Genomic DNA, 13,346 nt, shown 5'->3' with positions numbered 1-13,346 from the left:
TTCATTCTTAGTTACATTTAACAACAGGTACTAATAACTCCTTCTAACATTTTACGCAAACAAAATTAAAACTGCAACCATTTTAAAAAGAAAAACGACAGTAACGAAGGATTACTGTCAAAAAGCTCCATATTTTACTTAATTTGTTTGATATACAACTTCAATATCTGCTTCCCCAAATTCTTCTTTCGTCTGCTGGATAATTTGGTTCGCTTCTGATTTGGACAAGGCATCTGTTTTTACTGTGACAACAATATTATTGTCAGCTACATTACGAACTAATACTTGTTCATAATCATTTAATGATTTAATCGTATCTTCCACAATTGTTTCTTTTGATTCCAGCATTTCAATTTCTTTCATTGTATCATATGCATTTTTTTTCTCCTCTGAAGTTGCTTCAGCCGAAGCGACAATTGCTTCAAGTCGTTCTTTCTCCATACTTCGTTGATTTGTTATTTCCATTCTGACTGCAGCAAAATACTCTTCGGAAGAAACTGAAGAAGTATCTAACTCTGTTGCAAGTTCTCCATCAAGTCCCGCTTCTTCCTCTTCATCTGGATTGTTTAATGATTGGGAAGTTACCTGATCCTGATTTTCTAAATCAGTATCAAAGTATGCTAGATCTCCTTCGTTCGGTGCATTTAAATAGTAGACACTCAGGACAATCATTAAGCTTAACATCGTCAATAACCATACGGTTTGTTTTTTTAACATAATTATTCCTCCTCAAAAATTTATTTATTTTTAGGCATGACAGATATGCGGTGTGCTGGTACGTCCAACACTTTTGACACAGCATCTATCACCCATTTTTTCACTTCTAAATTGTCTACACCATTTGCAACAACCAAAACACCTCTTACATCCGGTTTTTTGGTCTGGACAAGTAAGGGCACTTCCTGATCTCCTTGCCTTAAGATCACCACAGATTGTTCTCTTGTTTCGTCGTCGATTTTTCTTTCCCCGCCATTTTGATCAGTTTCGTTTGTGACTTGAGATCCAATGATTAAATTTTTCTGGTACACTTGTTCATTGGTTGCATCAAGGTTCACCATAACTTCCACATTAGAAACACCATTTATCTTTTCGAGTAAGATATTTAAATCATTCTCATAAGCCTCCTCTAACCCTTCAATTTTTGAAGTAGCATCAGTAACTTCTTTTTGTTTCCATGCTTCTTCTTCGGTTGATTTACTCAATAATTCCCCATCTAATGGTGATTGATTAGGTTCCTCATTACTAGAATCAGATTGGAACATATTACTTACTAAAAGAAGAAAGGTGCCAACAAGTCCGATCAGGGCAATATAGTGAAGTTTTGTTGGTTTTTTCTCATTTGCTTTCAAAGAAGAAATTAGCTGCTTCAGTTTATCAATCACTTTCTTCCTCCTCCCATTCTATGATGATATTTTCTTCACTCACTTGCCATTCATCTGCGAGAAATTTTATTAGTCCGCTATTGTCTGGTTGTTTTTCTTTTTGTTTGGCTTTCGATTCACTCACTTCGATTTCGACTGTTTCAACAGCTTGCATTGCTTCATCTTCGTATGGGATAACTTGTACATATACTTTATCTATTTGGGCTTGTTCTTCATTTGATTCATTATCCAGTACTACCTCTAGATCAAAAATGGCTAATTGAAACGTCTTTTCCAATTCCTCCTTCACTAGATTTTCCATTTGGACAACCACCTCTTCTAATACATATGCTTGATTAATTGATTCTATTTCACTTTTATTCGTATTTGTCTCATTTTTAATCATTTGATCTAACGAATCCATTTGATTTGATTCAACGATCGGGGAAACAAGTTGATCAAGGTTAACCTTGAAAACTGACAATATTGGTTGAAGGATAATTAAAATTAACAATATGCCAATGACTAATTTGGCGTATTGCTTCATTTTCGAACTAGGAAGGATTAAATCAACAATTAATGCTAAAATCATATAAATAATTATTTGCAGAATCCAGCTAGTTATATATTCCATATCCGTACCCCCTACCTCACCATCATTGTTATATTGCTTGATACGATTAATATAACTACAGTGAAGAAGAACATAAATGATACGAGCAACAGCGCAGCGAATAAGTAGAGAATATGTTTACCGATAATATCTAAACACTCGATCACTGGCCCATCTCCAATTGGTTGCAGTATTGCTGTTGTTACTTTGTACATTAATGAAATGATTAAGATTTTTATTGCAGGAAACATGACAAGGATGATAAGTATTATTATTCCAATAATACCAATTCCGTTTTTTATTAAGATTGTTGCACTTAAAACAGTATCCGTCGCATCTGTAAAGATTCTGCCAATTACAGGTATAAAGTTACCTGTAACAAATTTAGCCGTCTTCATAGCTATTCCATCTTGAATGGCACTGGCTGCTCCTTGAACAGATATAACTCCTAAGAATACAGTTAATAAAATTCCCATTATACTTATCGCAATATTTTTAATTAAGTTAGCAAGTTTCGTCGCTTTATATTCTGAGTTTAGTGTGCTAACAATTTGCAGTAATGCTGATAGCAAAATCAATGGCAGGACTACTTTAGAAACAACAAAAACACTCGAATGGATAAGAAAAATAATGATAGGATGAAAGAAAGAAATGGATAGTAAGTGTCCAAGTGATGCTAATAAACCGAGAAGTAGTGGAATGAGTGCAATTAAAAAGCTCTGAGCCATATTAATTGTATCAGTGACATATGTTGCAGCAAGCTGGAAACTTTTCATTGCAATAATAATTAACATAATATAAACGACAGCGTATGCTACTTTACTAACAACTTGTCTTTCAAATGCATTCTGAATTGTTTGTAATAAAAGACAAAATAATGTTAGCAACATTAATGTGGCAAGAAGTTTCCCATTTTCAATAATTTCATACAAGAAAAACCGCAAAAATCCTTTAAACCACGATTCTAAACTAATTTGATTTTGATCACGTACCATTGACCAGAAATCACTTTTCCTTAATTCAGGGAAAACAGAACTATATTGCTCAGAAACATGTTCCCAATAACTCTCCAGCTCACTGCCAGAAAGAACTTCCTGATAGTTGTTTAGTACATTAATTGATTCCTGTTCCGCCAAAAGGGAAATTGGTTGTCCAAACAAAAACAATACAATGAAAAAGCAAATTGATTTATTCCGTAGCTTCATAATATATCCTTCCCATATTTACGAAATTGGAAATAGGTTAATAATTGTTTCAATCAATGATTGAAAAATTGGAATAGCTAAAATCAAAATGAAAATTTTACCAACAAGTTCAATTTTATACGCTACAGACTCTAAACCCGCATCTTTTACAATATTTGATCCTATTTCTGCAACATAAGATATACCTATGATTTGCAAAATTGTTTTTATATAAAAGTTTTGTATGTTTGCCTCTTCACCAAGATATGTTACTAACTGAAGAATTTCTTTAACGTATTGGATTAAAAATATAAAAAAATAAAGCACTGTGAGTACAATAATTAAGTAAGCAATAGCTGGCTGCTTTTCCTTCAACAGTAGGACTAAAACTGCTGCTACAATCCCAATACTGACAACTTCGAATATCCCCATACTAATTACCCTCTAAAAAAGAACACGGCCCGAATCTGTTCAAAAAGGTCAGAGATACTGTTAATTACAAATAGTAAGACGATGATAAAACCAACCAGGCTAACAAATTGGGCAAATTCTTCCTTGCCCATTTGTTTTAAAACAGTATGAATCATTGCTACAACTATCCCAATTCCTGCGATTTGAAATAAAATACTTGTATCACCAACCATCACCAATCACCTTTCTATAGCAAGAGTAACGCGATAAATATTCCGAAAAGCAATCCTAAACTGCTCGATACTTTCCCATAGCGTTGATTCATTTCAATGGATTCTTGATGTTTATTCTCCAGGTGAGTAATCGCTAATTGTATATATTTTTTTTGTTGGATAATATCATGCTGACCCAATGTCCTGCCAAACTGCTTAATAATCTCTTTTTCCTCTTTATTTAAAGCCACTCTTGTCCAAAATTGCTCTACTTCTTCCTCCCAAATCTGGTATAAGTCGATAGACTCATTCTTTAATCTACTGCTTATATTATGGTAAAAACCGGAAAGCGGACTTCCGATTTGTTTCGCAATATTGGAGCATGCATTTTGAACTGTAGCATGACTGTAGACCATTTCTGCTTCCAGTATTAATAAAGAATTCTTCCATAACCGAATTACTTTTGGACGTTGCTCTAATTTTCTGGCATACTCTAATCCAACAAAGAAACAAGTTATGATAATTAAAATAGCGCCTATCCATCTCATAATATCCTCACACCTTGATCTTTTAAATTCCTCCCCCTCCAATCAAGAACTTGAATGATTTCTCCAACTTTATTCGAATTCGAAAGAACAAGAATACGTTTGAATAAGCCTGAATCAAATAAAGGGGCTAATGCAGGCCTTCTGCGGATTTCTTCAAAGTCTCTGCCATGGACTGAACACATTAGGGTTACACCAGCATTAATTACTTCTAAAATTGCTTGTACATCTTTTTCGCTCCCAATTTCATCAACAATAATAACTTCTGGTGACATGGATCTTATAAACATCATCATTCCTTCTGATTTTGGGCAGTGATCTAAAACATCAATTCTCAGACCGCTGTTTTCTTGCGGAACACCATCTAGTGATGCACATATTTCGGAACGTTCATCAACCACTGCAGTTTTCTTGGCTGGTATTTCTTTAAAACCGCTGGAAATATATCTTGCTATGTCTCGCAATAATGTGGTTTTTCCGGACTGTGGCGGCCCTATGATTAATGTACTTAGATAGCTGTGATCATATAGGAGTGGCAGATAAGGTTTGGATATCCCCATTACATCATTCGATATCCTGATATTAAATGATGTAATGTGTTTAATTGCTTTTACAGACCCGTTTTCTATAATAACTGCACCTGAAATACCAATACGGTGCCCACCTTTCACAGTTATATATCCTTGGCGCAATTCTTCTTCTAAACGATAGATGGAATGATCACTAATTCTATTTAAGAGATAGTTTGCTTCCTGGTCAGTTAGTCTTAGATGTGATATCCATCGAAAATCTTTCCCATCATTTAATTCAATGGGTCTATTCAATCTAAGTCGAATTTCTTGTGGCGAAAAAGCTTCTGCGATAATAAATGCACGAATTTCTTTAGCGATATGTTCTGGTAATAAGGAGTAGATTCCTTCCATTATTCAATGCCTCATTTCCATAAAAACCTTTTTCTTTACTCATTCTATGCATTAAGATGCTAGTTATTACATGAATAGAAAGATCATAAACTAGACTTGCTAACTTATATACTTCTCACATAAGGAATGCTAGTTTGTCTGGCTACAAAAAAAGTGGTTATCACGTTTTCACCTGATAACCACTTTTTAAAAAGATATTTAAATTACGCTCTAGAAACATATTTCCCATCATTTGTACTGATTACTAATACATCCCCAATATTGACAAAGAAGGGAACTTGTACGACTAAACCTGTTTCTAATGTTGCAGGTTTTGTTCCCCCACTCGCTGTATCTCCTTTAATCCCGGGTTCTGTATCTGTTACTGTTAACTCGACATTATTAGGCAAATCTACACCGATAGTTTCACCCTGATATGTTAATATGTTTACTTCCATATTTTCTTTAATAAATTGCAATTCTCGTTCGATTTGACTAGCTGGCAATTCAGTTTGTTCATAAGAATTTGTATCCATAAACGTGTGTGTATCACCTGATGCATATAAATACTGCATTTTGCGATTTTCGATATGGGCACGGTTTACTTTTTCCCCGCCACGGAATGTTTTCTCTTGAATATTACCATTTCGCAAGTTACGCAATTTTGAACGAACAAAAGCAGCACCTTTTCCTGGCTTTACATGTTGAAACTCCATTACTTGCCATATTCCGCCATCTACTTCAATTGTTAAACCTGTTTTAAATTCGTTTACTGAAATCATGTTTTTCCTCCTCTGTATGTATTAAAAACTAAGAAACAGGAATCGTAATTAATTCCTTCGGTGCGTGTGTTAATCTTTCGTTTCCGTATTCTGTAATGAAAATATCATCTTCTATCCGACATCCGCCTACTTCTGGTATATAAATGCCCGGCTCTACTGTTACAACCATCCCAGATTTAAGTATCTCGTCTGATCGGAAGGACAGCCCTGGTGTTTCGTGGACTTCAAGTCCCAAACCATGACCAGTTGAATGTCCAAAGTAATCGCCATACCCTTTACTCTTAATATAATCTCTTGTCAAAGCATCCGCATCTTTAGCAGTTATACCTGGTTTTATTCCAGCTACACCTCTTTTTTGAGCCTCTAAAACAGTCTCATAAATCGTATGTAATTCGTCAGATATCTCACCTACAGCTACTGTTCTGGTAATATCCGAACAATATCCTTGATAAAGTGCACCGAAGTCCATTGTTACGAGTTCCCCAGCTTTTATTTCTTTCGATGATGCGATACCATGAGGCAATGCTGATCGGTAACCTGATGCGACAATTATGTCAAAACTTGACGATTGTGCACCTTGCTTCCGCATGTAAAATTCTAATTCATTTGCCACATCGATTTCTTTTACACCTGGTTTGATATAATTTAGTATATGTTCAAATGTTTGATCAACAATTTTACAAGCTTCCTTTAATATATTAATCTCATCTTCTGTTTTTATCAAGCGGATTTTTTCAATAATTGGCCCAACAGGTACAAAGTCAGTATCGATCATTGATTTAAATTGTTCATATCCTTCATATGATAATGTTGATTTCTCAAATCCGACAGAGTTGATATGATTCTCTTTCAAAATACTGCCAACAACATTCGGGATTGGTTCTTTGTGTTCTATTATCGTAAACCCTTTGACTTGCTCTTTTGCCTGCTCTGTATAACGGAAGTCTGTAATAAAGAATGCTTTGTCCAAAGTAATTAAGGCAGCTCCTGCTGTACCAGTAAACCCGGTAATATAACGTCTGTTAATAGCACTGGTAATTAACATAGCTTCAACTTTCTCTTCTCTTAACAAATCACGTAACCGTTCGACTCTATTCAACTTCCTCTCTCCCTGCTTCAATAAATTCCAAAAAGTAATTTGCAGCTAATTGGTAACCATGAATCCCCAAACCGACGATTTGTCCCAAACAAACAGGAGCTAATAATGAATGATGGCGAAATTCTTCTCTAGCGTGAACATTAGATATATGTACTTCAATTACGGGTACATTAATTGAGCTGATCGCATCTCTTAATGCTATACTCGTATGTGTATAAGCCCCCGGGTTAAAGATAATACCATCAACAACATCATCCGCTTCGTGAATCCAATCAATTAATTGACCTTCATGATTAGATTGTTTAGCAATCAGAGAATAATTGTTTCCACTTAATGTTTTTTCTACCATCCGGACAATATCTTCCACTGTTTCATGGCCATAAATATCAGGTTCTCTTTTACCCAACCGATTTAAATTAGGTCCATTCAGTAACAAAATTTTCCCCATAGTTGAACACCATCCTAGCACACACATAATCAATAATATACATCATAACATAAACTACCCAGTATTTTCATCTTTCAATTGCTGGCTGTAAGCAAATGAAATCGAATAACTGATAAAAACACTGTACAGGATGAACAAGCAAAGTGTTGTTACAACCGTATCACTATCTAACATATAAAATGCTGGTATATTAGGAAAAATTGGCTCTAATAACCAGAAAGCGATAAACCATAATACAAAGCCAATCATAATTCCTGCCCATATCCCCTGTATTTTCTTAAAGGTTACATAATAAAGAAGTGCTAATAAAATAGACAGCAGACTAAGTATTATAATTGAAATAAGTTGCCCTAACCAATGATCTGTCCATTCCGTCTGTAACCATGATCTCAAGATAAATGTTTTAGGGGAGACGGAAGTAAAGTTAAAGAATGCAGTAATACTGGCAATAAGACTCCAGATAAAACCCCCAAAGAAGCCTATACTTATAACTTTCGGTATCATTACTTGACCAATTGGTTCCTTATTTTTTTTTCGATATCTCATCATTATCACCTCTTTCTGTAGATTAACCAAAATAAATAAAAATCATGCTAATTTGGAAACAAATCTAGCCAATTACAATAAAATTTATTAAAATAGTGTTAAGTTATTGGTAAAATGAACACTTTTAAAGCGATTATATTTTAGGGATTTACTAAATTTTCGACAATTTTACTTTTTCCTGTATAATTACCTTCCATTTTCGGGTATAACTAAGTACAAGGTCAACGTTCGTTGCATCATTGAAAGGAGGAAAACTAATGTCAAGAAATATTATGACTTGGCTAGTTTATGGTTTAATCGGCTTGGCAGTCATCGGATTCATCGGTTCTCTATTCACTGATACAATTGGTTTGATTATGAACCTATTGATCGCTGTTTTAACAGGTGCAGTAATATTTGGTTTAGTATACTTTTTCTTTTTAAGAAAGCGCACTTCAAATGAATTAAAAAAATATCGTAAAGCTGTCAAACAGTCAAAGCAAAAGTACAAAACAACAACTCATAGCAATAACATTACCTCAAAATCAACAAAGTTAAATCAATCCATTCATAAAATAAAACCAAACAATAAACAAAGAAAAGACGTCCCTCATTTACGTGTAATTGAAGGCAATAATAATAAAAAACGAAAAAACAGAGCTTCCCTTTAAGCTCTGTTTTTTCATCGTAGCCAATTGAAACCCTCGGTAAAGCCCCATTGTTTATATATAGTTAACCATTTTATTAACGGGCAGAATTTACTCATTTTTGAATGCTTGAAAATGTTTGATATCTATATTTAAATATAATGGAATGCCAAGGGTAGAATGATTACTTTATTCAGGTTCTTCTTCGTTACGCTGGATTTGCCTTAGCTGTTCTAATCTAAGATCATCTTCTTTAAGGAATTGAACTAAATCCCCGATTCGATCAATTGAATTCCAGCTTAAATGATGTTCAATACCTTCCACATCTTTATAAATATTTTCCTCATTCACGCCAATTAAGCGAAGAAATTGTTCTAATAGTTCATGACGGTAAACAAGACGTTTCCCCATTTTTTGGCCTTTTGAAGTTAGAACAAGCCCTTGATATTTCTCGTAATTTAGATACTCATCTTTGTCCAGTTTTTGTACCATTTTTGTCACAGATGATGGTTGAACTTGCAAAGCATCGGCTATGGCAGATACTCTAGCATATCCTTTAGTTTCAATTAATAAATAGATTTGTTCAATATAATCTTCCATTGTTGGTGTTGGCATAATTACCCTCCATCCTGCCATTGCTTCTAGCCAATCTGTCTTCTTTGTAAATAAAATCATACAATAGAATATAAGTTCAGACAAGTGCTTCATCACTTTGCTTTTTAATTGTAATTTAAATATATTTGATGCAAAATATCACCTTTTCTTATAAAAAGAAATATTTATCTCTTTATTTCAAACGAAGAAATGGTATAATCCTTTTTAGTAGAACTTTAAATACAGATGGGGGAAAATGCATGACAGAATTGTATATTTTAATAGGGATAGTCGTTGTTTTTATCCTTTTTACACTTTATCGCTATTTCAAACAAAAGAAAATATTAAAACCATTAAGCGAAGAAGAATTTCGAAATGGTTATAGAAAAGCACAATTAATCGATGTAAGGGAACCAAAGGAATATGATGGTGGTCATATCCTAGGTGCTAGAAATATCCCTTTAACACAATTAAATCAGCGATTAACCGAACTTAGAAAAGACCAACCAGTCTATCTTTATTGCCAAAGTGGATCGCGGGCAGCGCGTGCCGCTTTATTATTGAATAAAAAAGGGTATAATCAGCTGTACCATCTACAGGGCGGTTTTAAAAAATGGTCTGGTAAAATAAAGAAATCAAAAAAGTTAGACTATTAAATGTCTATATAAAATAATCAGGTGAATCCTGATTATTTTTTTTGTTTTCGTGTAAACTATAAAAAAATTGACAAAATTGCACTCAAGGTGGTTGATAAAATATGATTCCAATCGAAAAAGATATAGATTTTGTTACGGATTTCTCTGATAAAGTAAACAACCCTAGTAAGTTAACCTCTTGGGAAATGTTTCAACAATCCTATCAAATCGCAGAGACATTTAAAATTGAATCATTTCACTCCCTTGTTTCCATAAAATTTTTACCACACATGAATTTCCTTCCACATCAAGTGGAATGTGCTGAAAAGGTAATTCAGGATATGAGTGGACGAGCATTACTTGCGGATGAAGTTGGACTAGGAAAGACTATTGAAGCAGGATTAATATTAAAAGAATATTTAATTCGAGGTGTAGTAAAAAAAGTACTTATTCTAGCACCTGCATCACTCGTAAACCAATGGGCATTAGAATTAAATCAGAAATTTTACATACCTGCTGTAACTGCAGGTAAACGAGTTGATTGGAACCATTCTAACATTATTATAGCAACATTAGATTTAGCAAAAAGAGAACCGCACAGATCCGTTATTTTGGAACAAGTATATGACATGGTTATTATAGATGAAGCACACAAATTAAAGAACCACCAAACTAAAAATTATCAATTTGTTCAAGCACTTCGGAAGAAATATTTTTTGTTGCTAACAGCCACCCCTGTACAAAATAAGATCACTGATATATTTAATCTGATCAGTTTATTAAAACCTGGTTATTTAGGAACTTACGAGAATTTCAGTAAAAAGCATCGTGGCACAGATCCTTATTTGAAACAGTTAATTAAAAATGTGATGATCAGAAACAGAAGAGAAGAAACTGGTGTTAGCTGGACTGATCGCCATGTGTCAACGATTTGGGTTGATTTTACAAAAGAGGAACTGCAAACTTACAAGGAAATTGAAGAATGTTGCAACGACCTGCAAGTAGTATCTTCCATCACCTATAAACGGGAATTTTGCAGTTCACGTGAAGCATGTTACTTATCATTAAAGAAATGGATGGAATTAAAGGAGTTAAGTAATCAAACAACCAAGATCCATACAGTACTTCAAAATATAGAGCAATTACCACACCATGCAAAAGCATTAAAACTTGTGGATTTAATTAAACATCAAAATGGCGAAAAATTTATCGTGTTTACTGAATTTAGGGCAACACAAATTTATCTTCAGTGGTTGTTACAACAAGAAGGAATTCCTGCAGTAATTTTTCGAGGTGGTTTTAAAAAAGGGAAAAGAGATTGGATGAGACAATTATTTCATGATCATGCGCAAGTAATGATTGCAACAGAAGCTGCTGGCGAAGGGATTAACCTGCAATTTTGCCATAACCTGGTTAATTATGATTTACCTTGGAATCCGATGCGATTAGAACAAAGGATTGGTAGAATTCACCGTTTTGGTCAGGAAAGTGATGTACAGATATATAATTTCGCTATTCGTGAAACGATGGAAGAACATGTTATGAACTTACTCTATAACAAAATCAATTTATTCGAAAACGTAATTGGACAGCTTGACCAAATTTTATCCAAGCTTGAAATGAAAAATCTAGAAAGTGAAATAAGTCAAATTTTTAATGAGTCTAAAACATTTGGGGAAACAAAAATTAAACTAGATAATTTAACATCTGTCATTAATTCTGTAGCTGGAGAACAAGTTGGTGAATCTCTATGAAAATAGATAATCTGCACAGCTTTTTGCATCAGTTTTTTTCTATTAGTGGTTGCAAGGTTTCAGAACCTGAAGCCAATGAATTGGTTGTACAATTGACAAAGGAATTAGATATTACCTTAATGAATCGCCCTTTTTATTGGCATTATATGGACAAAATCGGACAACAAGGAACTCCAATGTCCCTTCAGCTCAGTACAGGCGGAAGTCAGATCGATCCTAAAAAAGAATGGATTCATTATGGCAGTCCCAGGCTTCATCAAATATTTCAATATATTCAATCACAAGCTGAAATTACCCTTCTTTATGAAGCATTAAATATAAAAGAAAAAACAGCCTTATTTCCCTGGTTAGTCGCTAACTTGAAGATTGAATATATCGGCAAGCAAAAAAAAGAAGAAATCCATTCTATCGGTCTTCATTTAATAAACGGGACAATGATAAATCATATGATGACTATTTTAGAAAACGTAGATTTGAAAGAGATAGTTTCTGATTATAGTTATACGATTACACCAATAATCACACCATCCAGCGGCTTTCAACGAATATTCAACTATTTAGAACAGGAACTGGCTAAGAAAGACTACTCATGGGCAAGCCAGGCAATGAAAGCATTGGAAGAGGAATTAAACTTGCTTGAACATTTTTTTTCAGATCAGGAAAATGACAGGGAGCTATATGATAATGAAGTGGTTCGTTTAAAAGAAAGGCTAGAACCAAGAATTAAGATGAATATTATTAACGCAGGTATTTTTTATTTAAGTGAACAGACAATGAGTAAAATTCTTTATTAATCTGTGTAAAGCAGTATCAGTATTGAATCAAAAAAAGGCTAAAACCTTGTTATTAAATAGGTTTTAACCTTTTCTTTTCTGTAAAAACAGTCTAAAAGCAAATGGCAATACGCCAAACCAGCGGTTAGAATAAAATTGCTCTTCTTTCTTTGCTTCATTACGACCCTTTTTACGTTCATTTTTCGGTGTATCCATATACTTAACAATTTTCTGTGTTACATATTTTACGTAATCATCATTTGCCATACTGTTCACGTCCTTTTATGTATAGATTGGACATCTTAGCAATTTTTTATACTAATTTATATATTCAATATAAGTCATCCTAATTTATCAGCTATTTCCTCAATGATGGAATGAACGTCTTTCCCATCTGTTTCTACAATTAAGTCAGCTACCTCTAAATATTTTGGTGTCCGTTCTACCAGAAGTTGCTGTTTATCCCGATCCTGGTTATTCCAGATCGGTCTGGATTGATCGTCAACTAAACGACGATTAATTTCTTCCCATGATGTTTTAAGAAAAATTACTTTGCCGTTTTCTTTAAGCCATTCTCGATTTTCTGCTTTTTCAATGATTCCGCCACCCGTAGCGATAATTGCCTCTTTTATTGGTGTTTGTTTAAGTACACTTGTCTCATACTCTCTGAATATTTCCTCCCCTTTTTGTTGAAAAATCTCAGGAATGGTTAAGCCATATGTATCAACGATCATTTGGTCAGTATCCAGTAATTGCTTATTCAATTTCTGATGAAGTGCAACTGCTACATTAGATTTTCCGCTCCCCATAAAACCTACTAAGTAAATACTTTGCATAAATAAAAGCCTCCGATATTTTTTC

The 13,346-nt window shown here is 33.9% G+C and carries 19 protein-coding genes; 4 read left to right on the top strand and 15 right to left on the bottom strand.

The window, feature by feature from the left end; translation table 11 throughout:
- Positions 1–138: 138 nt before the first annotated feature.
- The 12 genes from ACFOY7_RS14355 to ACFOY7_RS14300 all read right to left on the bottom strand — a co-directional run bounded on the left by ACFOY7_RS14355 (position 139) and on the right by ACFOY7_RS14300 (position 8,103).
- Positions 139–717, bottom strand: a complete 579-nt coding sequence (locus ACFOY7_RS14355) for a SpoIIIAH-like family protein (RefSeq protein WP_390252783.1) — start codon at positions 715–717, stop codon at positions 139–141.
- 20 nt (positions 718–737) lie between these two features.
- Complete coding sequence (gene spoIIIAG, locus ACFOY7_RS14350; RefSeq protein ID WP_390252782.1) at positions 738–1,382, bottom strand: stage III sporulation protein AG; 645 nt, start codon at positions 1,380–1,382, stop codon at positions 738–740.
- Positions 1,375–1,995 (bottom strand): stage III sporulation protein AF, encoded by a 621-nt coding sequence (spoIIIAF, locus tag ACFOY7_RS14345; protein WP_390252781.1) that lies wholly within the window; start codon positions 1,993–1,995, stop codon positions 1,375–1,377. Before spoIIIAF ends, spoIIIAG begins: the two co-directional genes overlap by 8 nt.
- An 11-nt stretch (positions 1,996–2,006) precedes the next feature.
- Entirely contained in the window at positions 2,007–3,179 is a 1,173-nt protein-coding gene (gene spoIIIAE, locus ACFOY7_RS14340) for a stage III sporulation protein AE (protein WP_390252780.1), read from the bottom strand.
- A gap of 18 nt (positions 3,180–3,197) precedes the next feature.
- Positions 3,198–3,590, bottom strand: a complete 393-nt coding sequence (spoIIIAD, locus tag ACFOY7_RS14335) for a stage III sporulation protein AD (RefSeq protein ID WP_390252778.1) — start codon at positions 3,588–3,590, stop codon at positions 3,198–3,200.
- A gap of 5 nt (positions 3,591–3,595) precedes the next feature.
- Entirely contained in the window at positions 3,596–3,802 is a 207-nt protein-coding gene (gene spoIIIAC, locus ACFOY7_RS14330) for a stage III sporulation protein AC (RefSeq protein ID WP_089738534.1), read from the bottom strand.
- 14 nt (positions 3,803–3,816) lie between these two features.
- Positions 3,817–4,329, bottom strand: coding sequence for a stage III sporulation protein SpoIIIAB (gene spoIIIAB / locus ACFOY7_RS14325; RefSeq protein WP_390252777.1), 513 nt, complete (start codon positions 4,327–4,329; stop codon positions 3,817–3,819).
- Positions 4,326–5,249, bottom strand: a complete 924-nt coding sequence (gene spoIIIAA, locus ACFOY7_RS14320; RefSeq protein WP_390252776.1) for a stage III sporulation protein AA — start codon at positions 5,247–5,249, stop codon at positions 4,326–4,328. The genes spoIIIAB and spoIIIAA overlap by 4 nt, the downstream gene beginning before the upstream one ends.
- Positions 5,250–5,452: 203 nt before the next feature.
- On the bottom strand, positions 5,453–6,010 hold the full coding sequence (gene efp, locus ACFOY7_RS14315) for an elongation factor P (RefSeq protein WP_390252775.1): 558 nt from the start codon (positions 6,008–6,010) through the stop codon (positions 5,453–5,455).
- A gap of 28 nt (positions 6,011–6,038) precedes the next feature.
- Positions 6,039–7,109 carry a M24 family metallopeptidase gene (locus ACFOY7_RS14310; protein ID WP_390252774.1) on the bottom strand — a complete coding sequence of 357 codons (1,071 nt, stop codon included), beginning with the start codon at positions 7,107–7,109 and terminating at the stop codon, positions 6,039–6,041.
- Positions 7,102–7,557, bottom strand: a complete 456-nt coding sequence (gene aroQ / locus ACFOY7_RS14305) for a type II 3-dehydroquinate dehydratase (RefSeq protein WP_390252773.1) — start codon at positions 7,555–7,557, stop codon at positions 7,102–7,104. Before aroQ ends, ACFOY7_RS14310 begins: the two co-directional genes overlap by 8 nt.
- Positions 7,558–7,611: 54 nt before the next feature.
- Positions 7,612–8,103, bottom strand: coding sequence for a YqhR family membrane protein (locus ACFOY7_RS14300; RefSeq protein WP_390252772.1), 492 nt, complete (start codon positions 8,101–8,103; stop codon positions 7,612–7,614).
- A 257-nt stretch (positions 8,104–8,360) separates the two neighbouring features.
- Here ACFOY7_RS14300 and ACFOY7_RS14295 point away from each other — a divergent pair, with 257 nt between their 5' ends.
- Positions 8,361–8,753 (top strand): SA1362 family protein, encoded by a 393-nt coding sequence (locus tag ACFOY7_RS14295; RefSeq protein ID WP_390252771.1) that lies wholly within the window; start codon positions 8,361–8,363, stop codon positions 8,751–8,753.
- A gap of 165 nt (positions 8,754–8,918) precedes the next feature.
- On the opposite strand, the gene mntR is transcribed toward ACFOY7_RS14295, so the two are convergent.
- Entirely contained in the window at positions 8,919–9,344 is a 426-nt protein-coding gene (mntR, locus tag ACFOY7_RS14290; RefSeq protein ID WP_390254112.1) for a transcriptional regulator MntR, read from the bottom strand.
- Between the two features lie 239 nt (positions 9,345–9,583).
- Here mntR and ACFOY7_RS14285 point away from each other — a divergent pair, with 239 nt between their 5' ends.
- From ACFOY7_RS14285 to ACFOY7_RS14275, 3 genes are all read left to right on the top strand, one after another.
- Complete coding sequence (locus ACFOY7_RS14285) at positions 9,584–9,979, top strand: rhodanese-like domain-containing protein (protein ID WP_390252770.1); 396 nt, start codon at positions 9,584–9,586, stop codon at positions 9,977–9,979.
- Between the two features lie 101 nt (positions 9,980–10,080).
- On the top strand, positions 10,081–11,712 hold the full coding sequence (locus ACFOY7_RS14280) for a DEAD/DEAH box helicase (protein ID WP_390252769.1): 1,632 nt from the start codon (positions 10,081–10,083) through the stop codon (positions 11,710–11,712).
- Complete coding sequence (locus ACFOY7_RS14275) at positions 11,709–12,506, top strand: YqhG family protein (RefSeq protein WP_390252768.1); 798 nt, start codon at positions 11,709–11,711, stop codon at positions 12,504–12,506. The genes ACFOY7_RS14280 and ACFOY7_RS14275 overlap by 4 nt, the downstream gene beginning before the upstream one ends.
- A 63-nt stretch (positions 12,507–12,569) precedes the next feature.
- Here the strand turns inward: ACFOY7_RS14275 and ACFOY7_RS14270 are convergent, their stop codons facing one another.
- Together ACFOY7_RS14270 and ACFOY7_RS14265 are read right to left on the bottom strand one after the other, a co-directional pair.
- On the bottom strand, positions 12,570–12,752 hold the full coding sequence (locus ACFOY7_RS14270) for a YqzE family protein (RefSeq protein WP_390252767.1): 183 nt from the start codon (positions 12,750–12,752) through the stop codon (positions 12,570–12,572).
- A gap of 74 nt (positions 12,753–12,826) precedes the next feature.
- Positions 12,827–13,321 (bottom strand): shikimate kinase, encoded by a 495-nt coding sequence (locus tag ACFOY7_RS14265; RefSeq protein WP_390252766.1) that lies wholly within the window; start codon positions 13,319–13,321, stop codon positions 12,827–12,829.
- Positions 13,322–13,346: the final 25 nt, after the last annotated feature.

Source organism: Gracilibacillus xinjiangensis (assembly GCF_042651765.1).
Taxonomy (GTDB): Bacteria; Bacillota; Bacilli; order Bacillales; family Amphibacillaceae; genus Gracilibacillus; species Gracilibacillus xinjiangensis.
Note: the sequence above shows the minus strand (reverse complement) of the source record. Positions and strands in the feature narration are given on the sequence as shown.

Bases quoted from the DNA above. Each gene is read 5' to 3' on its own strand.
- ACFOY7_RS14355 (WP_390252783.1), bottom strand. From the start codon at position 717: ATGTTAAAAAAACAAACCGTATGGTTATTGACGATGTTAAGCTTAATG.
- spoIIIAF (WP_390252781.1), bottom strand. From the start codon at position 1,995: ATGGAATATATAACTAGCTGGATTCTGCAAATAATTATTTATATGATT.
- spoIIIAE (WP_390252780.1), bottom strand. From the start codon at position 3,179: ATGAAGCTACGGAATAAATCAATTTGCTTTTTCATTGTATTGTTTTTG.
- spoIIIAD (WP_390252778.1), bottom strand. From the start codon at position 3,590: ATGGGGATATTCGAAGTTGTCAGTATTGGGATTGTAGCAGCAGTTTTA.
- spoIIIAC (WP_089738534.1), bottom strand. From the start codon at position 3,802: ATGGTTGGTGATACAAGTATTTTATTTCAAATCGCAGGAATTGGGATA.
- spoIIIAB (WP_390252777.1), bottom strand. From the start codon at position 4,329: ATGAGATGGATAGGCGCTATTTTAATTATCATAACTTGTTTCTTTGTT.
- spoIIIAA (WP_390252776.1), bottom strand. From the start codon at position 5,249: ATGGAAGGAATCTACTCCTTATTACCAGAACATATCGCTAAAGAAATT.
- efp (WP_390252775.1), bottom strand. From the start codon at position 6,010: ATGATTTCAGTAAACGAATTTAAAACAGGTTTAACAATTGAAGTAGAT.
- aroQ (WP_390252773.1), bottom strand. From the start codon at position 7,557: ATGGGGAAAATTTTGTTACTGAATGGACCTAATTTAAATCGGTTGGGT.
- ACFOY7_RS14300 (WP_390252772.1), bottom strand. From the start codon at position 8,103: ATGAGATATCGAAAAAAAAATAAGGAACCAATTGGTCAAGTAATGATA.
- ACFOY7_RS14295 (WP_390252771.1), top strand. From the start codon at position 8,361: ATGTCAAGAAATATTATGACTTGGCTAGTTTATGGTTTAATCGGCTTG.
- mntR (WP_390254112.1), bottom strand. From the start codon at position 9,344: ATGCCAACACCAACAATGGAAGATTATATTGAACAAATCTATTTATTA.
- ACFOY7_RS14285 (WP_390252770.1), top strand. From the start codon at position 9,584: ATGACAGAATTGTATATTTTAATAGGGATAGTCGTTGTTTTTATCCTT.
- ACFOY7_RS14280 (WP_390252769.1), top strand. From the start codon at position 10,081: ATGATTCCAATCGAAAAAGATATAGATTTTGTTACGGATTTCTCTGAT.
- ACFOY7_RS14275 (WP_390252768.1), top strand. From the start codon at position 11,709: ATGAAAATAGATAATCTGCACAGCTTTTTGCATCAGTTTTTTTCTATT.
- ACFOY7_RS14270 (WP_390252767.1), bottom strand. From the start codon at position 12,752: ATGGCAAATGATGATTACGTAAAATATGTAACACAGAAAATTGTTAAG.
- ACFOY7_RS14265 (WP_390252766.1), bottom strand. From the start codon at position 13,321: ATGCAAAGTATTTACTTAGTAGGTTTTATGGGGAGCGGAAAATCTAAT.